Source organism: Calothrix sp. FACHB-168 (assembly GCF_963889195.1).
Lineage (GTDB): Bacteria > Cyanobacteriota > Cyanobacteriia > Cyanobacteriales > Nostocaceae > Aulosira > Aulosira anomala_A.
In genome coordinates this window covers 40,209-62,646 of sequence record NZ_CAWPNJ010000031.1, presented here as the reverse complement: position 1 = coordinate 62,646, position 22,438 = coordinate 40,209, and the positions used below count along the sequence as shown (strand labels likewise).

General features: G+C 42.2%; 9 protein-coding genes and 1 CRISPR repeat array. Of the genes, 3 read left to right on the top strand and 6 right to left on the bottom strand.

Features of this window, described 5'->3' with window-relative positions; all coding sequences use genetic code 11:
* Positions 1–188 precede the first annotated feature (188 nt).
* Both AACW45_RS19785 and AACW45_RS19780 read right to left on the bottom strand, forming a co-directional pair.
* Positions 189–728, bottom strand: coding sequence for a DOMON-like domain-containing protein (locus AACW45_RS19785; RefSeq protein ID WP_190634092.1), 540 nt, complete (start codon positions 726–728; stop codon positions 189–191).
* A complete protein-coding gene (locus AACW45_RS19780) occupies positions 725–1,849 on the bottom strand; it encodes a phosphotransferase enzyme family protein (protein WP_190634090.1) in 1,125 nt (374 codons plus the stop codon). The genes AACW45_RS19785 and AACW45_RS19780 overlap by 4 nt, the downstream gene beginning before the upstream one ends.
* A gap of 852 nt (positions 1,850–2,701) precedes the next feature.
* Here AACW45_RS19780 and AACW45_RS19775 point away from each other — a divergent pair.
* The gene (locus tag AACW45_RS19775) at positions 2,702–2,947 is read left to right on the top strand and encodes a hypothetical protein (protein WP_190634087.1); all 246 of its coding nucleotides are present in this window, start codon (positions 2,702–2,704) and stop codon (positions 2,945–2,947) included.
* 557 nt (positions 2,948–3,504) lie between these two features.
* Here the strand turns inward: AACW45_RS19775 and AACW45_RS19770 are convergent.
* The 3 genes from AACW45_RS19770 to AACW45_RS19760 all read right to left on the bottom strand — a co-directional run bounded on the left by AACW45_RS19770 (position 3,505) and on the right by AACW45_RS19760 (position 16,466).
* Positions 3,505–8,397 carry a PAS domain S-box protein gene (locus AACW45_RS19770; protein ID WP_190634085.1) on the bottom strand — a complete coding sequence of 1,631 codons (4,893 nt, stop codon included), beginning with the start codon at positions 8,395–8,397 and terminating at the stop codon, positions 3,505–3,507.
* 456 nt (positions 8,398–8,853) lie between these two features.
* A CRISPR array of direct repeats spans positions 8,854–9,746; the repeat unit is 36 nt; unit sequence GTTTCCATCCCCTTGCGGGGCGAGGTAAGTGTAAAG.
* Between the two features lie 1,016 nt (positions 9,747–10,762).
* A complete protein-coding gene (locus tag AACW45_RS19765) occupies positions 10,763–14,188 on the bottom strand; it encodes a WD40 repeat domain-containing protein (protein ID WP_242045546.1) in 3,426 nt (1,141 codons plus the stop codon).
* Positions 14,189–14,258: 70 nt separating this feature from the next.
* Positions 14,259–16,466: a CHASE2 domain-containing protein gene (locus AACW45_RS19760; protein WP_190634083.1), complete on the bottom strand. Its 2,208-nt coding sequence runs from the start codon at positions 16,464–16,466 to the stop codon at positions 14,259–14,261.
* A 378-nt stretch (positions 16,467–16,844) separates the two neighbouring features.
* Here AACW45_RS19760 and AACW45_RS19755 point away from each other — a divergent pair, with 378 nt between their 5' ends.
* Together AACW45_RS19755 and AACW45_RS19750 are read left to right on the top strand one after the other, a co-directional pair.
* Positions 16,845–17,702, top strand: coding sequence for an SGNH/GDSL hydrolase family protein (locus AACW45_RS19755; protein ID WP_313933788.1), 858 nt, complete (start codon positions 16,845–16,847; stop codon positions 17,700–17,702).
* 293 nt (positions 17,703–17,995) lie between these two features.
* Positions 17,996–19,204 carry a 4-hydroxy-3-methylbut-2-enyl diphosphate reductase gene (locus AACW45_RS19750; RefSeq protein WP_190634081.1) on the top strand — a complete coding sequence of 403 codons (1,209 nt, stop codon included), beginning with the start codon at positions 17,996–17,998 and terminating at the stop codon, positions 19,202–19,204.
* Between the two features lie 105 nt (positions 19,205–19,309).
* Here the strand turns inward: AACW45_RS19750 and AACW45_RS19745 are convergent, their stop codons facing one another.
* Positions 19,310–21,961 (bottom strand): beta strand repeat-containing protein, encoded by a 2,652-nt coding sequence (locus AACW45_RS19745; protein WP_190634079.1) that lies wholly within the window; start codon positions 21,959–21,961, stop codon positions 19,310–19,312.
* Positions 21,962–22,438 lie beyond the last annotated feature (477 nt).

Below are 22,438 nucleotides of genomic sequence, written 5' to 3'. Positions count from 1 at the left end.
TGTTGTACAAAAACCCTCGCCCTCATCCCCTCACCCCTTCTCCCCCTGGAGAAGGGGAATTAAATCTCTTGCTCCCCTCTCCTGGTGGGAGAGGGGCTGGGGGTGAGGGCAAAACGTTGTCGCCAAGCGGGTTTTGCCTTAAGTTGACACCAATGGGATATGCTGTGGCGTTGCGATCGCATTTTCGCTCATAATTCCAAAATGAAACTATCTCTGCGGTGAAAGTCAGCCTCAGCACCTTGATGAATCAATGCCCAATAAGTTACCTCGCCATTTCTGCGTTTAATTACAGTGGTAATCGCAACTTCTAAAGCTGGTTCTAAAGGAATAATTTTATCTAAATCGAATTCTAGAGTCAGTTGTAAACTATCTCCTTGCTGTTGCACAATAAATGGCAATGCAGAAAAAGCTGTTTCCTCTTGCATTCCTTGACGATAATTATCAAAGCGGTAAACATTCCAATCACCAGATGGAGAAAGATTAAATTCCCAATAACCTGGAGAATTCTGCATTCCTAAGAAAAACTCAAAGCAGGTATCTTCCCACAGTTGATGCTTGCGCGATGGTGTTGGTGATGGTTTGGCAATGGCAATTTCGGAAATATTACCAATTACAGTATATTCAATCCCCAGTTTATTACCATTGCGAGCAATTTTACCGGCAATTTCTATATTAAGTAATTGCCCAGTACCGGGAAAAGGTTGCAGAGAAAATGATTGATTGCTCATTTCACATCCTGAATTATGGCGCGAATTTGACTTTCCTGCGTTTCAATGCTTTTGGTTAAGGCAAATTGTACTAGCGCTCTAGCTAAGTTATGTTCTGGATGCTTAACTTTAAAATAGACATTCCCTGCTAAATGATCTGTAAAAAATCTTAATCCCAATTCAAAAGCTATTAACCTAATCGCATCATACATATATACATAATCATTTTCGGTGAGAAACGCCTTAGCTACAGACAGATATCCTTGCAATATCCCTTGACAGGTATCAGTATCAAACACAACACTTTGCCAATCTGCTGTTTCTTCACCCGATGGATTGCAACCAGAACGCAAACAATCGCCAATATCGTAATGTACTAAACCAGGTTTAACGGTATCTAAATCAATTACACTGACAGCTAAAGCAGTAACAGTATCAAACATGACGTTATTAATTTTAGGATCGCCATGCATCAAACGCAGAGGTAATTTACCTGTAGCTTTGGCAGCTTCTAAAGTATGCACAAAATTTTGGCGATCGCTCACAAATTGCAAGCAATAATTTACCTCGGCTGTTCTCTCTACAGATGTTGTCGCCAACACTTGGTTATATTGTTCCAAATAACGCGGCGTAATATGAAACCCTTCTAAAGTATCAGCCAGTTTTTCCGGTGGTAAATCGCTGATTAAATTGTGGAACATACCCAAAGCATAACCAACTTCGCCAGCTTGAGCGCGATCGCTCATTGTATCAAATGACTGGGAATTACTAATAAAACTAATCGCCCGCCAAAATGCACCGTCAGCATCTTTCCAATTATCTTTTCCACCTTGGGTAAAAAGTACTCGCGGTACTTCCCAGCGTCGGTTGAGTGGTTGCTTTTGTAGCCGTTGGCGAATATGCTCAGTGAAAGTACACATGTTATGCATAATCAATTCTGGCTGACGAAATACTTGTGTATTAATGCGTTGCAACACAAAATTTTGTTCAGTTTCCCCATCTAAGGTAACTAAAAAAGTGTCATTAATATTACCACTGCCAAAAGCTTGAATATCTCTAACTTTACCTTTAAGTGTAAATTGTGCTGCGATCGCTTGTAGATGACTGGCGCTTTGAGTTTTGATATCTTCGATTGTACTCATACTGAACTTGTACGACTCCCCACATAAAGACCCAACAGGAATTAGGGGATATGGTAGCTTATTGTTAGACTTTTGCGATATGTTTAAAAGTCAACACTTCAACAATAAACCGGCTTTGGTGCGATCGCTCTAATTTTCAATTATCTTTCATCCCTTCACGGGGTTCTTTTTTGTTCCCATCCCCTTGCGCGGCGAAAGGTAGGGGCATCGGCATTGCCGTGCCCTCCTCCCTTTCGTTTCCATCCCCTTGCGGGGCGAGGTAAGTGTAAAGCATCATGCCCATTCTGGAGACCATAGAGACATTCTCGTTTCCATCCCCTTGCGGGGCGAGGTAAGTGTAAAGGAAATGCAGAAAAATGGCGTGCGTGTTCAAGGTGCAATGTTTCCATCCCCTTTCGGGGCGAGGTAAGTGTAAAGGAAATTTATGGAAGTGTCTAGTTATTAACATCACGTTTCCATCCCCTTGCGGGGCGAGGTAAGTGTAAAGAGTTCAATTCTGGAAGCCTTGCGGGGAGAGAGTTTGAGACCCCCTAATCTACACCACTTTTTAAAATGTCAATAAGCCAGAGAAATTATCAATAATTTAGGCATTTCACAGCCTGGAAACTTGGCTGTGCAAGCAATCGACACCAGTTAACGAAATTATGCGATTTTCAAGGTTCTGGTGAGTGGTGTCGATGAGCGACACAAACTATTTTTAATATAGAATTTTTGAGCTAATTAAGTCAAATTTGTGACTGATTTGTTACAAGTAACGGGTGATTTCTGTTAAATTTAAGCATCGCAATCAGATTTTGGGACTTACAAAAAATAAATTACCCATATTTCGTAGTGCGAGCATCTTGCTCGCCGGTGTTCAAAAGCGAGCAAGATGCTCGCACTACAAATTTATTTGGGTATTTAAAAAATTGGATGTCTCTTCATCAGGAAACGAGTTATGTAATGCGATCGCTTTTCTTATACGCTAGGCTTTCAGTTGTAGTTTGGGAAATAAGCTGTGTGTTGACTGGGAAGTTAGTCAAAATTGTGCGATCGCTTGTATTAAATTCTTATTCACAAGGCTTTTTTACTCGCGAACGAGTCTTTAATACTGGTTAATGAGTCTTTTTTGCTCGCGAACGAGTCTTTGATACTGGTTAACGAGTCTTTTTTACTCGTGAACGAGTCTTTGATACTGGTTAATGAGGCTTTTTTGCTCGCGAACGAGTCTTTGATACTGGTTAATGAGTCTTTGATACTGGTTAATGAGGCTTTTTTGCTCGCGAACGAGTCTTTGATACTGGTTAATGAGGCTTTTTTGCTCGTGAACGAGGCTTTTATCCTCATTCATCTATATCAAAGACTGTTTTTCTTAGCTATAGGGTTTTTCATTCAATTGTGGGACGTGATTATATCACAAATTATAGGAACAAGGCTTTTCCCATGCCGTATCCCCGCGTCTGGGTGTCTTTGCTTTCCCTCGTCTGGGGACTTCCAATTAAAAAAATACCCACGGGGGTAGGGGCACGGCACCGATAAAATATCGGTAATACCGAAAGTTTGTAGATGCCGTGCCCCTACAAGTTGGATAATTTATTTTTTGGAGTTCCCCTGGGTGTCCCCGCGTCCCCGCGTAAGCCTGAATCATCTCCTTATTTAGCAACACCGAGTGGGCTTTACTGCCGACTTTCTGTAATATTTCCCATTAACAAAGCAATTATCCTGACTAACTCGTCAGGATCGATGGGTTTGGGGATATGCTGTTGAAATCCGGCTTGTAGCGCTTGTTGCTGGTTGATTTCTCCCGCATAGGCGGAAAGTGCGATCGCAGGTAGATTTCCTCCCTGTTGTGGTGGGTATTGTCGAATTTGCCGAATTAGACAATAGCCATCCATTTCCGGCATACCGATGTCAGATATTAATAAATCTGGGAGCGATTGCTGTAATAAAGTTAAAACTTGCAATGCGGAATCGGCTGTAGTGACTTGTGCGCCAGCTTGGGTGAGGATGAATTCTGCTAAGTCGCGCATATCTGCATCATCATCCACAACTAATATTTGCATACCGTTGAGGTCGATCGCAGTTTGCAAATTGCTAGCATCGCCAGATAAATCTGACTCAACTACATTTAAGGGTAACTTAACTGTAAATGTTGCGCCCATATTCTGTCCGGGACTATCTGCAAAGACTGTTCCCCCGTGTAGTTCTGTTAAATGGCGGACAATTGCTAATCCTAATCCTAAACCGCCAAATTTTCTGGTGGTTGCGCCGTCTTCTTGGCGGAAGTATTCAAAGACATAAGGTAAAAATTCTCGGCTGATACCAATTCCTGTGTCTGTAACTTGAATTTGTGCATACATCCCCACCTGTTGTAGTTCTACCTCAACTTCTCCGCCTGGGGGCGTGAATTTGACAGCGTTGGCTAACAAATTCCAGATAACTTGTTGTAAACGGTTGGTATCGCCGGAAACTGTGCCGGAAATTGGGTTAAGTATGGTTTGGATGTGAATATTCTTGGCTTCGGCGGCTAATCTCACTGTTTCATTAGCGGCTTCAATAGTTGCAGCTAAATTGACTGGGGAGACGTTTAAAGACATTTTCCCTTGAAGAATGCGGGAAACATCGAGTAAATCTTCAATTAATTGGGCTTGTAATTTCGCATTGCGTTCGATGGTTTCTAAGGCTTGATCAATTTTTGCGGGGTTTAACTGCTGACTGCGGAGGAGTTTTGTCCAGCCTAAAATCGGATTCAAAGGCGATCGCAATTCGTGAGATAGTACGGCGAGAAATTCATCTTTAATTCTATTGGTGGCTTCGGCTTTGGCGCGATCGCTCTGCGCCCTGCGGTACAATTGGGCATTATCAATTGCTAAGGATGCACGGTGAGCTAGTTCCTCTGCTAATTGTAAATTGCCCTGGTCATAAACTTGCCCTGATTCGGCAGATATAAAAGAAATTACACCAAAAATTCGGTTTTGCGTGCGTAATGGTACTGACATAAAAGCTTTAAAGCCCACAGAGCGCAAAATCTCTAAATGTTCGGGATTGCGGGCAGCTTGGACTAGCAATTCATCGGGAATATCTGTGACTAATTGCGATTCACCTGTACGTAAAGTTAACGCCGCACCTCTGGGATCGTCGGGGTTCAACGGATATTTGCACCGAATTTCTTCTGCCCATTGCAGTTTACCTGGATCGGCGTGGGCGACAGCAATCTGTTCAATGCAACCATCTTCTTTAACGATGTGGACTGTACACCAGTCGGCTAACTCTGGTACTGCTAATTGTGCTACCCGCTCTAGGGTAGTTTGATAATCGAGAGAAGATGCTAAAACTGCGCTGGCTTCTCCTAGAAAACGTTGATCGCGTTCTAATCTTACACGTTCTGTGACATCTACCACATACACCAAAACATCTTCGACTTGATGATGAGCGTTGGTTGTGGGCAGATAGTAAACATTGTAATAACCGGGAGAGCGATCGCTGCGTGCTGGAACATTCACCGCAAAGTTAGGTGAGATAAAGCGATTACCTGTATTGTAAATCTCGTCAAAAACGGCGACTAATCGGGGATCTGATTCACCAAATAGCTGAGGAATCGAATATCCTAAATGTTGTTCCCGTGTTAACCCGTTTATTTGGGCTAATGCTTCATTAATGGCAATAAATCGCTGCTGGCTATCTAACAGCCCCATACCTACCGGGGAAGTTTCAAAAATAGTTGCTAATTGTCGCTGTATGGTTTCTACTTGCATTCTGGCGATGCGTTCGCGTTCTAGCAAGCGTTCTCTTTCTTGTTCAGCTTGCTTGCGTTCGGTAATATCAATGACTACGCCAATGGAATTTTTCGGTTTTCCCTGGGAATCGTAAGTAGCCTGTCCCCTAGCTTCTACCCAGTGAATTGAGCCATCTGTCCACCGCAAACGATATTCGTGATGGTAATCTTTTCTTTGGTGCATAGCTTGCTCTAGGGTGGCTTCGGCTGTAGCTAAATCATCGGGATGTACTCGACTAGCCCAAACTTCATAAGCGGGTTGACATTCATAAGGTTGCAACCCTAGCACGGTAAAATGTCCTTCTGACCAGTGTAAAGCTCCCGTTTGCACTTCCCAATCCCAGGAACCCATACGCCCGAAATTCAGCGCCAGTTGTAAATGCGCCTCACTTTCCCGCAATGCTTCTTCCGCGCGCGATCGCTCTACGGCTAACCAAGTTTGTTCGGCAATTTGCTCTATCAGCGCCACTTCTTCCGCTCGCCAGTGACGGGGAGATATATGATCTAAGACAAATAAGGCGACAAACTTACCTTGTTTGACTAAGGGGACGCATACTATAGATTTAATACCGATATAGGCAAAAGCTGCCGCACCTGCGCCCCTTGTGCGGGGATCTGTCGCTAAATCATCTACGACAATTGTCTTACCCTGCTTGAGTTCGGCAATGATTTCCCGCCCGAAAGAGTTCATGTGGTGAGAACCAACGGCACTTTTGACGCCGTTGCAGTAATCGCGATCGACAATGAGGTATTCTTGGGTGGAATCAATTTCACCGTAGGTACAGCGCGTCACTTGGAAATGTTGCCCAGTGGCGCATACCACCTGCCACATAATTTCCTTTGGCTCAACAATGGCGCGAATAGCTTCATTTAATTGAATTAAAAATTCCTGTTGTTTCTCTTTGTGTTGTAATGCCTCCAGCAGTTGTTGACGTTCTGTAATATCCACGGAAACGCCAATCATCCGCGCTCCCCTGCCTGTTGCATCCAGGTAAACTCTACCTTGGCTATTTAGCCAGCGCACTGTACCATCGGGAGTAATTACCCGGTATTCTTGCTGATAAATCCTTTCGCCTGCGGCGGCTTTTTCGGCTGCTTGCAAAACTTGCTGGCGATCCTCTGGATGAATTTTGGCGACAAATTCCTCAATTGTGCTGGCTTCCAAGCCCCAAGCACAAACTGAATTGAGGGAACAGACTACACGATTGTTGACTAAATCCATATCCCAGGCGACTATCTGGGCGGAAGATAAAGCCAGTTGCAAGCGTTCTTCTGTTTGCCGCAGATTTTCTTCAATCTGTTTAAGATGCGTTACATCTTGAAACATGCAAATACCCGTTTCCGGATATCCATACATTGCAGGTAAAGTTTCTCCCCAGCACAGTGTAGAGCGAATACCCCCTGGTGTATGCCAGTTGATTTGATAATTTTGCAGATGTTTTCCTGTTGCTAACAACACCAACGGCATTTTTTCTCTGGGTATAGGTTCGCCATTGGCATCGGTGCAGTAATAGGTATCAATATACTCATCAAAAACTTTGTTTTTCGGGATTTCACCACCAGCTAATTCGTCAGCAATCCGATTAGCAAAGCTGATTTTTCCTGTAACTGGTTCTACAAATACCGTTGCCGTTGGCATTAAATCCAACACAGTCTCTAACCATTTATGCTGATTCTCTAAAGCTTCAGTTTGCTGTCTGAGGGCGGTTTCAATTTGCTTGCGCTCGGTGATATCTTGAAATATGGCGACTGCTGCGACAATTTGATTTTCGCTATTGAGAATTGGTGCGGAATTAACACTAATAACAGTTTGCTTACCATCATTTTGCAGTGCTAATTCTTCATTAGAAATGACTTCACCAGTGCGGAGCGATCGCGCTAAAGGATAATCATCAGGCGCATACATTTCTCCATCCCTACCAAAGGCGACAAAGGGAGTAAGGGGGACGTATTCTTCCAGTTCTAGGGATTCTTCATAGCTATAGCCGACAATTTGCTTGGCTTGTTCGTTAGCAAGAACTAATGTACCCGTCGCTGCATCCGCAATCAGCACCCCAGTGGGTAACTGACGCAAAACTGCTGCAAACCGCCCATGTTCAATTTCCAACTCTTGAATTAAGCGATCGCGTTCGGCTTCCGCTTGTTTGCGTTCTGTGATATCGCGAAAATATACCGCTACACCCTCAGCAGAAGGATAAGCATGAACTTCTAACCACCGCCCCACAGGTTCGCCATATTCTTCCCAAGAAACCGGAAGTTGTTGAGCGACGGCGCGATGCATCGCTTGATAAGCAATACCATCGACAAGTTCGGGAAATACCTCATGCCAAACATTTTTCCCAAGGAGTTCCTCTGGCGATTGGTGTAAAATATTCGCTGCGGCTTGATTGATATAGGTGTAGCGCCAATCACAATCAAAAGCCACAAAAGCATCGGTAATACTTTCCAGGATAGCAATCACCTTTCGTTCACTTTCCTGTGCAGCGATGCGGGCGATAGTATCTGGTGTATTTTCTACTAAAGTCTCTAAATGCTGAATTTGCTGCTCTAAATTAGCGATGCATTCTTGTAATCCAGGATTTTCCGCAGTAGCTTGTATTTCTAGGAAATCTGGCTGTTCCTCAGTTCCCAAGCTCCGCGCAAAGCCTTCAATCAATTCCGATCGCGAAATTCCTTGCTTTTGTGCTGCTGCATCGAGCGATCGCCATGCTGTACTGGTAAGCGTGACACTAACCCGTTGTTTGCTTTCTAATTCCCAATTCCTGACAAACTTACCAGTAGAGTCGCGCTTCATTTCCCTTTACCCGTAGGCGTACACGGTTTTTTCTATTTAATCCGAATTCCACCAAACCAGGATCTTTCTTTAGACTGAGCTTGGGATGAAAGCAGGGGGGCAGGGGGCAGGGGGCAGGGAGCAGAGGGGGAAGAATGCGATCGCTCTTTTTGCTTTAAAGTAGATACTCAATTTATCAAATGCGATCGCTCTTGGGGAGTTAGAAATAAAAGCTTACCCGAAATAACGCCCGCAGGCTAGAAGCCTGGGGCTACAGCTACCAAGCCCACCTACGTGGACTGAATTTTTTAGCCCACAAAGGTGGGCTTTGTTCGATTAGCCGCACCCTTCTAGGGTGACGGCGGGATTTCGGGATCAGCCAGGAGTCTTATCGATCAATTACCAGATACATCCTTTCCGGGTGAGGTAATTGGAAAGGAATTTAAATCGCTCTCTCTATTATTGGTGTAGGTTCATGTTTCCATCCCCTTGCGGGGCGAGGTAAGTGGAAAGGTCAGTTTGTTCTGGCTAAACGTCCGGGTAGCGAGTTTCCATCCCCTTGCGGGGCGAGGTAAGTGTAAAGTTTACGTCCGGTAGCTGGATTATATCTAGCTCATTGTTTCCATCCCCTTGCGGGGCGAGGTAAGTGTAAAGTCTAACGAAGTGATCGCGCAAGTCCGTTCCGTTTCGTTTCCATCCCCTTGCGGGGCGAGGTAAGTGTAAAGCCAGTAATTCAGTATCGGGTTTTTAATGCCCTCTTGCGTTTCCATCCCCTTGCGGGGCGAGGTAAGTGTAAAGCCAATTGAACCATTCTCTTAATCAGTACTCTCAAAGTTTCCATCCCCTTGCGGGGCGAGGTAAGTGTAAAGTGTAGTCTCTGAAACAGCGACCCAAAGAAACCTTGCTGTTTCCATCCCCTTGCGGGGCGAGGTAAGTGTAAAGTTGTTTGTCCGTAATGTATATAATGGACAAACTTCAAAGTTTCCATCCCCTTGCGGGGCGAGGTAAGTGTAAAGGGTGTGGTGTGATAATGCGATTTCTTGTTGCATTGAGTTTCCATCCCCTTGCGGGGCGAGGTAAGTGTAAAGGCTCAACAAAAGCAGCAGCAAGAGCAAATCGCTACTGCGTTTCCATCCCCTTGCGGGGCGAGGTAAGTGTAAAGGAAACGGAGTTTCACTTGGAGGTACTGTTTCTGTTTCCATCCCCTTGCGGGGCGAGGTAAGTGTAAAGGAATTTCTGAGATAGTTGTTAATAACCAACTGTTTCCATCCCCTTGCGGGGCGAGGTAAGTGTAAAGTGAGCATGACCAGAAAATTCTATGCATCATGTTCAACGTTTCCATCCCCTTGCGGGGCGAGGTAAGTGTAAAGAGTTCACTTCTGGAAGCCTTGCGCGGAGAGAGTTTTAGACCCACCAATCGACACCACTTTTTTTAATGTCAATAAGCCAGAGAAATTATCAATAATTAATGCATTTCACAGCCTGGAAACTTGGCTGTGCAAGCAATCGACACCAGTCAACGAAGTTATGCGGTTTTCAAGGTTCTGGTGAGTGGTGTCGATGAGCGACACAAACTATTTTTAATATAGAATTTTTAAGCTAATTAAGTCAAATTTGTTACTGATTTGTTACAAGTAACGGGTAATTTCTATTAAATTTAAGCATCGCAGTCAGATTTCGGGACTTACAAAAAATAAATTACCCATATTTCTTAGTGCGAGCATCTTGCTCGCTTTTGAACACCAGCGAGCAAGATGCTCGCGCTACAAATTTATTTGGGTATTTAAAAAATTGGATGTCTCTTTATTAGGAACCGAGTTATGTAATGCGATCGCTTTTCTTATACGCTAGGCTTTAACGATTTTGTAGTCAGGAATTTAGTCCTGGGCTGAGAAATACTGAAGTGCTGACTATGAATTTAGCAAAAATTGTGCGATCGCCTATATTAAATTCCCATTCACGAGGTTATTTTGCTCATTAATGAGGTTATTTTGCTCGTTGACGAGGTTATTTTCCTCGTGAATGAGGTTATTTTCCTCGTGAATGAGGTTATTTTCCTCATTCATCTATATCAAAGACTGTTTTTCTTAATTATGGCGTTTCTCATTCAAATACCGGACGCGATTATATCACAAATTGTAGGGGCAAGGCATTGCTCATACTTGTCAACGTAAAGCTAAACCCGCTTACCGCAAGGAACTTAAGTTCCTTGCTAATAGCCAAAGTCATCTGAAGATGACTAAATATTCTCAAATCTTGAGTCTACTTTAGTAGACTTGGGCTATTAGCCTTGGAATTTATTCCAAGGCGGGTGACAAAGCTAAGACAGAGGCTATTTTTATCTTAATGCCAAAATGCGATCGCCTATTCTTCTCCGCGTTAATCCCTAACTCTCCACCGCACCTAAAGCCTTTAATGTCGCTACCTGTGCGGGAGTTAAACCTGTAATTCCGGTGATGTTCATTCCTTCATAAGGTCTTTCAACTTGCAAAACCTGGAGACATTCACCTGTATTCACATTCCATAATTTTATCGTGCCGTCGCCGCTACCACTGGCTAAGGTATTACCATCAGGATGAAATGCCACAGACCAAACTCGGTTAATATGTGCGGGTAAGGTACTTATACATTTACCTTCATCCACTGACCATAATTTTACTGTTTGGTCGTCACCGCCACTGGCTAAAATTTTTCCGTCGGGACTAAAGGCAACTGACCAAATCCAGTTACTATGTCCTTGGAGAATTTTCACGCATTCACCATCATTTACTGACCATAGTCTAATTATTTGGTCGTTTCCGCCACTGGCTAAAAGTTTTCCGTCGGGACTAAATGCTATGGGGCCGACTTGTCCGGTGTGTCCTTGTAATATTCTGAGATATTGGCGATTGTTTACTGACCATAACCGCACTTCTCGATCGTAACCGGCACTGGCTAAAATTTGTCCGTCGGGACTGAAGGCGACTGACCAAACTTGATTGGCGTTTTCTTGTAAAACATGCAAACATTTACCTGTGCTGACAGACCATAATCTAATTGTGCTGTCGTGACTACCACTAGCTAAAATTTGGCTATCGGGACTAAAGGCGATGGAACGGACTTTATGCTGATGTTCGGCTAAAATATGGAGAGATTTACCATCTTTGACAGACCATAATCTAATTGTGCGGTCGTGGCTGCAACTAGCTAAAATTTCTCCATTAGGACTAAATGCTACTGACCTGACTTGCTGAGTATGAGCGTCTAAGGTTCTCCGACATTGATTGTTAACAATAGACCATAGTCTGACTTTTTGGTCAAAACCACCACTGGCTAAGGTTTGACCATCGGGACTAAAGGCGACTGACTCGACACCGTTAATATAACCTTGAAATACTTTAATACATTCACCACCACTGACTGACCACAATCTTACTGTTTGGTCATAACCTGCACTGGCTAAGATTTTACCATCAGGACTAAAGGCAACAGCCCAAACGCGATCGCTATGTCCTTGCAATATTTGCAAACATTCACCGTTATTGACTGACCATAATCTCACGCTTTGGTCGTAACTACTACTAACTACGGTTTGATTATCTGGACTAAATCTAACTGCTAAGACGCGATCGCTATGTCCTTGCAATATTTGCAAGCATTGACCGTTATTAACTGACCATATTCTCACAGTTTGGTCATAACTGGCACTGGCTAACATTTGACCGTCGGGACTAAAGGCGACTGACCGCAGTTTATCTGTATGTCCATACAGAACTTGCAAGCATTTACCATCGCTCATTGACCATAATCGCACGGTTTGGTCGTAACTGGCACTGGCGACAGTTTGACTATCGGGACTAAAAGCAACTGACCAAATTTCGTTACTATGTCCTTGGAAAATTTGTACACATTGTCCCGTATTCGCTGACCATATTCGCAGATTTTGGTCGTAACTACCGCTAACTATCAGCTGACCGTTGGGACTATATGCTACTGACTCTACGCGATCGCTGTGACCTTGTAAAGTTTGAATGCATTTACCATCATTTACTGACCATAGTTTGATAGTTTTGTCAACACTGCCACTGGCTAAAGTTTGTCCGTCAGGACTAAAGGCGACGGAACGAACAAAGCCTGTGTGACCTTTAAAAGTTAAAATCGGTTGACCGTCATCAATTTGCCATAGCCGAATTTCGCCGTTAGCATCGCCTGTAGCTAAAATCTTACCATTGGGGCTAAAGGCGACAGAGAAAATAGTCGCGAGAATATCGGTAAAAACTGAACGTTCAAAAGTCGCATTAATTAATTTTACTTGCTGTAAATTTTCCCCTTTCAGATAAGCTTGCCAAATTGTCAGATTAGAGAAATCATAATTACTTAAATCTGTTTGCAGATAACAGAGTAAATTAATAATATTCCCGCCAACATACCCCGGTTGATGGGAAAATTTAGTTTGTAACGTTGAGATAAGTTCTGTTAATTTACCGACAACTTTTTTATTACTACCCAATAAATTCAGCAACCGTTCCACCAGTGGTTTAACTATCAGCCGAATTTGCGCTTCCCGGATATAATCTTTCGCCGTTGCTTTCATTAAAGCATAGCGATTACAAGTAGTAATTTCCCCATTAACTATATTTTCACAGATTTCCGCAATTAGGCGATCGCTGGCATATTCCATTACCACCGGTTGCAGGGTAAATAAAGCATTACTTTTTTCGATTAATGACCTTCTCGCCAATGATTGCAACGCTTCCACTAAATTAGATTGAGAAGGTAAATTGACAATATCTTCTTTTAGTTCCCCAATTCCCACAGGTTCGCGATTAATTGCTAGCCAGTACATCACCTCTGTTTCTAAATCAGAAAGGCGCTGAGATTGCTGATCTAAAAGTTGGCGAATTCCTCCAAAAACTACCGTATCCTGAGCTAAAAAAGCAGCAATACTACTATCAAATAATTCTTTAATCGTCGTTGAGATAATTTTTAAAGCTAAAGGATGACCTTTATAAAATTCGATTAATTTAACTTGTTCTGTTGGCGTTCCTGATAGTCCCTGAGTGTGAAAAATTTCTTCCCCATCTACCGCTTTTAACCCCGTGAGTTGTAAAGCGCGTACCGGGAGAGTTTCCCCTTCCGAAGCTGCTACTTCTGGAGGTTTTTCACGACTTGTAAGAATTAAACAACTTTGATGATTCGTTCCGCCAATTCTTCTAATAAGTTCGCCATAAGCTTCATAACCACCGCGATAAGCCAAAGCACCCGATTGAAAAATTGACTCTGCATTATCGAGAATTACCAGACAACGCGAACTGCGGAGATAATCAATTAATAAAGAAATTCTTTCCCCCACATCTTGGGGTAAATCAGTTTGTTGTTGATGAGAGAGAAACTTAATTAAATCTGCCAGAATATCTTGTATCGGTGGCGCATTGCGCAAACTCCGCCAAATCACATAATCAAATTCCCCCTGAATTTTTTGCGCCAGTTTAATAGAAAGAGAAGTTTTGCCAATTCCCCCCATTCCCAACAGCGCCACCACCCGACAACGTTGTTCTACTACCCATGTTTCCAGCTGCGTCAGTTCATCCACCCGTCCATAAAACACCGACACATCAACAGCTTCCCCCCAATCAACGCGATGGGAAGTTGCAGGTTTTAGCTGGGGATTTGGCTGATTTGCTTGTTGAGTATCAGCTTGCTGCTTTTCGCGACGTTTTTCTATATAGTCCAGCACTTGTACTGTACTAGCAATAAAGCCAATTAAGCCAACAATAAAGCCGATAGTAGCGGAGAGTGGTTCCATATTAATTGGGCATTGGGCATGGGGCATTGGGCATGGGGCATTGGGCATGGGGTAGACGCGATGAATCGCGTCTCTACAATTGTCTCCCTTGTCTCTTCTACTGTGATAATTTTTGCAAATCCTCAAGAACTGCGATCGCGGATGAATAGCGATCGCTAAAATGGTAACGCACCATTTTGTCTAAAATTGCGGCAAATTCTGGACTAACTTTGTTATGAGGCCAAATTATATTACCTGTTTCTGGGTCTGGGTGCAGTTCTTGGGGAGGAATCCCAGTAATCGCTTGAATCCCAATCATCCCTAAAGCGTAGATATCACTTGATAGACGCGGATGTCCGGCAAATTGTTCTGCTGGCGCGTAACCCCGCGTACCAATGGCGACGGTGGCTAATTCTGTTTGTTCGCTGCTACCTGGCTGCATTAATTTAACTGCGCCAAAGTCAATCAAGACTAAGCGATTATCTTCATTTGAGCGAATAATATTCGTCGGTTTAATATCGCGATGAATCACCCGATGTTCGTGGACAAATTCTAAAACTTCTAATATTTCCTTGAGCATCTTCACTGCGGCAATTTCTGACTTTGCATCCTGGATTGGCGGTAATTCTTCGTTTAAAGTATGTCCAGGAATATACTGTTCCACTAAATAAAATTCTTGATTTTCTTCAAAGTAAGCCAGCAGTTCCGGGATTTGTTGATGTTTTCCCAAAGCTTCTAAAATTTCCGCTTCTGTATTAAATAATCTGCGGGCAACTTCTAAAAATCTTGTATCCCTTCTGGCTGGCATTAATTGTTTTACCACACAAGTCGGATTACCAGGACGATGAGTATCATTTGCCAAATAAGTACAACCAAAGCCACCGGAACCGAGAATTTTGTTAATTTGGTAGCGTCCGCCTAAAAGAAAATCACCCGTAGATTTTTCTGGTGTTTCAATTACAGAAATATGATGATGTCTGTCACGAACTATTGTAGAATCTACCGCAGTTTCTTTTAAAAGCAAATCTAATTGAGCAATTACCTCCTGTTGTTTTTCTACTTGCTGAATAATTAACTGCGTTTGCTGTTGAGTTTGATAGCTAGAATAAACCATCACCCCCATCCCAGAAATTACTAAACTCAAAGCCGGGGGAATTAAAGGAACCCATCCAGATAACAGAAATAACCCAAAGCAAATACCCACCAAAGCAATCAGAGTTATACCGCCAGTTATGAACAATATTAAAGGATGTTTAAGTTGCCAACCTACAGTTCCCCCAACTATTCCCCAAGTCCACACCCAAAGAAATTCACCCCATTCCGGCCAATCCCAAATTAAAGGTTTACCATCTAATACTGTGCTAATAATTTGACTAGCAATTTGTGCATGAATCATTAAAGCAGGCATTCTAGCAATTTGTTCTGGTGAAGCACTATAAGGTGTATATACACCAGAATGAACGCTAGCAGCAGTAGTCCCAATAATGACTAATTTATCTTTAAAAAGATTAGGATTAACTTTATTTGTGAGAACATCTGTTAAACTCACTTCTGGGGCAAAGTGATCTGGGTGATGATAATTTAACAGTAATTGATAACCACTAGCATCTAAATTTTTATAGCTACCATAATTACTGGTTAAAGTAGGAAAAATAGTTTTCCCAATTGAGAAAGTTTTTTTGTCAATATAATTAACTTCTAAACCAGATTTTTCTAAATAACTAATAGCCGTTAATGCTGCAAAAGAAAATGTAGTTTGACATTTTTTATCTTTAGGTTGAGCAAATAACAAACTACGCCGGATAATTTGGTCATTTTCGCTATCAGGAATTAAATCGTTATAGCCGACATTATCTATAAAGAAATTCGGCGGTGGCGGAACTTCTGGTCTATTCATACTACTTAATAAACAAGTAGCGATAATATTATCTGTATTAGGAATTCCCTCACCTAAATTTTTTTGTGTCGGTCGATAAATATTTAACCCAATCGTCCGGGGTTGATAAGACTGAATTTTCTGTAACAATTTGTTGACAGTGCTATCTGATAACGGCCATTTTTCCTTTGCAATATCAGCTTCGGTGATAGTTACCAAGGTAATGCGCTGTTCGGTTGGTTCCACCGGACGCGATCGCACCATTTTGTCGTAAACTTTTAATTCCCCAGATTGTAACCATTTCAGTTCCCTTACGCCCCAAACTAAAGCTGTCACCCCCAGACTGCTAACGCCAACGATTTGCAGCCACTTAAGTATAGGCGAAACCTCGCGATTCACCCGATCCTGTTTCAACCCATCTCGCAGTTTTTGTAAAATTCCACTAATCACGGGATTGCGATACTACTATTTTGGTAGATGTCAAGAATTTGCAATATTAAGATACTTTGATTCCCAATATCGTAAACCTCAGCTTTATTTAATTTAGCAATTGACTCTTGTACAGACGCGATTCATCGCGTCTCCGATTCATCGCGTCTCTAATTCATCGCTTCTCCGATTCATCGCGTCTCCAATAAAAAATATACGCAGTTGAGATTCTCTGAGTTATGATACCAGGCACTATAGGGAAATCACTGCCGTGATAACCTAAATAGCTGACAACTCTCTGTACTTGGCTATGGAAATATCCACAAAAACCGAGTAATCCGCTTAAAGTTGTTGATCGCAATGTATTCACAGTCAACGTAAAATTAAATTTTGCTAGCCGTGTCCATTTCTGCAAAACCTTTTCCCATCTGGGGATTTTTCTCCTTATTAACCAACGCACTCCTGATGTTGGCGGTTGTACTGCTAATCTGGCAACAACAGAGATTAGCCAATGGTGAGGAAGAGACAACTACCCCAACAGTCACTGAAACCCAGGCTGCTGAACCAGAGTTAGGCCCCCGTCATCAACTCAATTATCAGCAATGGGTAGAAATCCTGAAAAAAGAAGCCAAGGTTGCATCGGAAAAACCACCGCAAAATCTCAGCATTTTAGCGGGAGATTCTTTAAGTTTGTGGTTTCCCCCAGAATTATTACCTGAAAACAGAAGTTGGCTCAATCAGGCTATTTCTGGCGAAACTAGCGACGGATTGCTGAAAAGATTAAATCTTTTTGACAATACCGAACCTGAGGTAATTTTTGTGATGATTGGCATTAATGATTTAATTCGCGGTAATGGCGATGAAATCATTTTAGAAAATCAACAGCAAATTCTGGCTTACCTGCGCAAAGTCCATCCTAAAGCCAAAATCTTTGTCCAATCAATTTTGCCGCATGGGGGAGCAGAATCAACTTGGGAAGGTAAAGAAAAATTGCTGAAAATTCCCAACAATCGAATTCAGCAGTTAAATCAGCAATTGCAAACCATAGCCAGCAATCAAGGCGTCAAGTATCTCGATTTATATAGCCTGTTTGTCAATCCTGAAGGTAATATTCGCAGTGAATTGACTACCGATGGCTTACACCTGAGTCCGCAAGGCTACATGGTTTGGGGAACTGCATTGCAGATTTATAGCCAACAAGCCGTAGAATTGCCACCGCCACCCCGGAAAAAGGATAAAGTTAAAGTTAAAATCTGAGCAATTATTCTTAGTTGGGTATAAAGCCAGCAGTTTTTGTCTGGAGGTAAGTAAGTCAGTGGGAAAAAACAAAACTAAGTTAAGAAAGGTAAACAAAGCTATGACTCTCTTCCCTCCTGCCATCTGCCATCTGCCTCCTGCCTTGCCATAGCGATAATTTTTAACACTGTACTACTTAAATTCAAAATCCAAAATCCCAAATCTAAAATTATCTAACCCATTGACACTTTCACAGAGTCAATAGCGTCTTGACGCGAGACAATGAGAAATGGTGAACTAACTTGAACAAACCAATGGATACAAAAGCTTTTAAACGTAGCCTGCAACACTCGGAAAACTATAATCGCAAAGGCTTTGGTCATCAAGCAGAAGTTGCTACCCAGTTACAGTCTGAATATCAAAGTAGCTTAATTCAGGAAATTCGCGATCGCAACTACAGGTTAGAACAAGGTGAAGTCACCATTTTGTTAGCGCAAGCCTTTGGTTTCTGTTGGGGTGTGGAACGTGCGGTAGCAATGGCTTATGAAACCCGCCAGCACTTCCCCAAGGAACAGATATGGATTACCAATGAAATTATTCACAATCCCTCTGTGAACCAGCGAATGCAGGAGATGGAAGTCCAATTTATCCCTGTCAATGCTGGTCAAAAAGATTTTTCTGTCGTTGGCAATGAAGATGTAGTTATTTTACCTGCCTTTGGTGCCAGCGTGCAAGAAATGCAAATTCTCCACGAAAAAGGCTGCAAAATCGTCGATACAACTTGTCCTTGGGTATCCAAAGTTTGGAATACAGTTGAAAAGCACAAAAAAATTGACTATACCTCAATTATTCATGGTAAATATAAGCACGAAGAAACTGTAGCCACAAGTTCCTTCGCAGGCAAATATTTAATTGTGTTAAATATGCGCGAAGCCGAATATGTGAGCAACTATATTTTACATGGAGGCGATCGCCAAGAATTTCTGCAAAAATTCGCTAAAGCTTGTTCTCCTGGCTTTGACCCAGATATAGATTTACAAAGAGTGGGAATTGCTAACCAAACTACCATGCTCAAAGGCGAAACCGAACAAATTGGTAGGCTGTTAGAGCGCACAATGATGCAAAAATACGGCCCTGCAGAAATCACTCAACATTTCCAAAGCTTTAACACCATTTGCGACGCTACCCAAGAACGTCAAGATGCAATGTTAGATTTAGTCGAACAAAACCTCGATTTAATGATAGTAATTGGCGGCTTTAATTCATCAAATACCACCCAATTGCAACAGATAGCTTTTGAAAAGGGAATTCCTTCATATCATATTGATTCTGTCGAGCGAATTAAATCGGCAAAGTCTATTGAACATCGCCAATTAACCGGAGATATAGTTACCGCAGATAATTGGTTACCTGAAGGGAAAATCAATGTCGGGATTACTTCTGGCGCTTCGACACCAGATAAAGTTGTTGAAGATGTCATCACCAGAATTTTTGCTTTGAAAGCAACAGTTTTGGCGCTGTAAATTTTGCCAACATTACAACTAACCAGATGAATTATCGGGGGTTTAGCAATGCTAAACCCCTACTCATGTTAATTTATTTGATAATGGTAATAATTAGTGCGATCGCTATTCAGCAACGACTAGAAAATCAGCAGCGCTCAGTGATAATCCCGCAGACAATTGTGCAAATTGTACCTGAGTAAATCCACTACCACTGCCATCTTGGTCAAAGTACAAAGCACCTGTAGCATTATTGTAGATAAATCTTTGAGTGTTATTTGTTGCAGCACTACCAATAGTAAACTGACTTGCTAATAGTCCACTGGTAGATAAGTCACCACGGAAACCAAAAATGGATAGCTGAATCAAATCATCAGTGGTACTAAAGTCAGAGATAGTATCGATACCTCCAAGATAAGTGTTAAAAACAAACGTATCATTACCATTGCCACCAATTAGGGTATCGTTCTTTGCATTCCCGTTGAGGCTATCATTACCATTACCTCCATCTAAAAGGTTATTATCACTAGAAAAACTCCCAAAGATTACGTCATTACCATTGCCACCTTTGATAGTATCATTGCCACCAAAGCCCCCATAAAAGGTATCGTCGCCATTACCACCTAAGAGACTGTCATCTTTCGATGTACCCCCTATGTTGAACTGTTCGATATTTTGAAAGTTAACTATTGCCGATGCAGTGGCGATTGTCCCATTATTAGTAGTTGCATCGAGACTCATGATCAACGAATCGCTCGTCCGAAGGTATTGGTTTTCAACTATCAATAAATCATTGCCTGCACCGCCATTAATCGTATCACGATCGCCACCGTACCAGTAGAAGGAGTCATCACCGTTACCTCCTAACAGTAAGTCATCATAGGCTGTACTTTTGAGGATCAAGCTTTCAATAGACTGGAAGCTAATCTGATTTGTCCCAGCAGTAATTGTGCCATTAGTAGTGGTTGTATCGAAGGCAACCGTAATTTTACCATTAGCTTCATAGTAATTCACAGACAAGCGATCGCTACCTGTACCCCCGTCTACAATCTGAGTTACTAAAGAAGCTGTATTAGTTGCATCTAAACTGAAGTAGTCATCGCCAGTATCTCCAGAAAACTTACTAGCTCCGGTGGCTCCTGTCACTAGAAACAAAAAATCATCTCCATTCCCACCAGAGAGAGTATCATTACCATCGAATACCACGAGACCATCGCTGCCATTGGTTCCTAAAATATTGTCATTGTAGGCTGTACCGTTGATGGATAGATGTTCGATATTTAAGAAGTTAATCGAGTGTGTACCATTCGTAATTGAACCATTAGTAGTGATGGGATCAAAAGTCATGGTGATACCATCAGTTGTATTTATAGAACCAAATTCCAAGTAATCCTCAGAAGTACCGCCGTCTATAGTATGAGTAACTAGGGAATCTGTAAAAGCTAAATTTATCCTTAAGAAGTCATCTCCAGCCCCACCATACAGGGTAGTGGAATTGCTTACTTCATGTACTTCTATTAAATCGTTACCTGCACCTCCATCTATGATGTTCTTACCAGATGCGTAGTGAACCAATATAAAATCGTCACCTGTGCCACCATTGAGGCTACAATTGCCACGAGAACCTGATTCTATAGTGTCGTTACCACCACCGCTGCTCATCGTATCATTGCCACTTTGACCCCCATAAAAGCGGTCGTTGCCATTGCCTCCTAAAATAAAGTCATTGTAGTTTGTACCGTAGATGTTGAGGCGATCGATATTACTGAAGCTAATAGAGTTAGTATTTGCTGTGACTGAACCATTCGTAGTGGTTGCATCCAAAGTCATTGTGATACCAGCGTTAGCATATAGGTAAAAAACGCTCAAGCGATCGTTACCTGTACCCCCATCTACTATCTGAGTTACTAAGTCAGCTGTATTAGCTGCGTCTAGGTAGAAGAAGTCATTACCATCTCCCCCATAAAACTTGTTAGCCCCTGTAACTCCATCAGCATAAAAGCTATCATTCCCAACCCCACCCGAAAGTGTATTTTTTCCGCTAGATCCCTCAATATTAAAGTAGTCATTTCCCTCATCCCCACTCAGTCTGTTATTCCCTGAGGAATTGCTCACAGACAACCAATCATCGCCAGATCCGCCTTTGAGGGTATTATTGCCTGTGGAATTATCGGCATGTAAGTAGTCATTGCCTGAACCACCGTCTAAAGTGTTACTAGTAGATGAAGATATAACACTTAGCTCATCATTACCATTTTCACCGTAAAGTTTGTTTTTGCCTTGAAAGTCGTAAAGATAGTCATTACCGTCACCACCGTAGATTGTGTCATTACCTAGCCCACCATACAGTGAATCTTGCCCTGCCTTCCCTTCTAGAGTATCGTTGCCTTCTCCACCATTGAGACTATTATTAAATTCATTACCCGTAATTCTATTACTGAGGGTATTTCCCGTCCCAGAAATTGCTGCGCCTGTGAGGGTAAGTCTTTCAATATAATTGCCCAATGTCCAGTCAACTGAAGAAATGACTGTATCTTTGCTACCACCAGGATCGCCAAGAGCGCCATTATTTTCACTAACAACATCGCCAAGGCTATCAACGATGTATGTATCGTTACCCGATCCCCCAGAAAGTGTATCATTCCCGCTACCACCATCGAGAGTATCATTACCACTACCACCATTAAGAACATCGTTACCTGCATAACCGTAAATGATATCGCTGCTAGTAGTGCCATTGAGTAAGTCGTCAGCCACTGTACCTTTAATTGTTGCCATTGTTTTATCCTTTATAGAGATCAGGTATTTGGTCAAAAACACGGTGCTAAATGCACAATTTTCCTTTCATAAGGCACAACAAAATTTAGGTAACCAACATTTCATTGATGTTGATTACTTTGCGATCCATACTGTGCGTTATGAGTAGCGCTTTGGGGAATTATTCCTGCTTGATTATCGGGTTGATTGAGCGTAGACGCGGAGCGGCTTGTCGTAGACATCGCTTTTCTAAAAGACTACTATCGCTGTTTCACTAATTAGGCAATTACAAATAATTTTTGGTCGTTTTCACATTTTTAACTCAGAGTTAACCTAAGTATTACTTACCATTAAATTATTGCTACAAGCCCTAAATTTATTTAATCTTTAAGAATCGATTATTACTCAAATTCAGTAATAGAAGATACTGGCGAGCAAATCTCCATAAATCATGCGGCTCCACTTGATTCCACCAAAATCACATAGGTATAGAACATA

Excerpts from the sequence above, each read along its gene's own strand:
- AACW45_RS19765 (WP_242045546.1), bottom strand. The coding sequence starts at position 14,188 with ATGCCCCATGCCCAATGCCCAATTAATATGGAACCACTCTCCGCTACT.
- AACW45_RS19785 (WP_190634092.1), bottom strand. The coding sequence starts at position 728 with ATGAGCAATCAATCATTTTCTCTGCAACCTTTTCCCGGTACTGGGCAA.
- AACW45_RS19780 (WP_190634090.1), bottom strand. The coding sequence starts at position 1,849 with ATGAGTACAATCGAAGATATCAAAACTCAAAGCGCCAGTCATCTACAA.
- AACW45_RS19770 (WP_190634085.1), bottom strand. The coding sequence starts at position 8,397 with ATGAAGCGCGACTCTACTGGTAAGTTTGTCAGGAATTGGGAATTAGAA.
- AACW45_RS19745 (WP_190634079.1), bottom strand. The coding sequence starts at position 21,961 with ATGGCAACAATTAAAGGTACAGTGGCTGACGACTTACTCAATGGCACT.
- AACW45_RS19750 (WP_190634081.1), top strand. The coding sequence starts at position 17,996 with ATGGATACAAAAGCTTTTAAACGTAGCCTGCAACACTCGGAAAACTAT.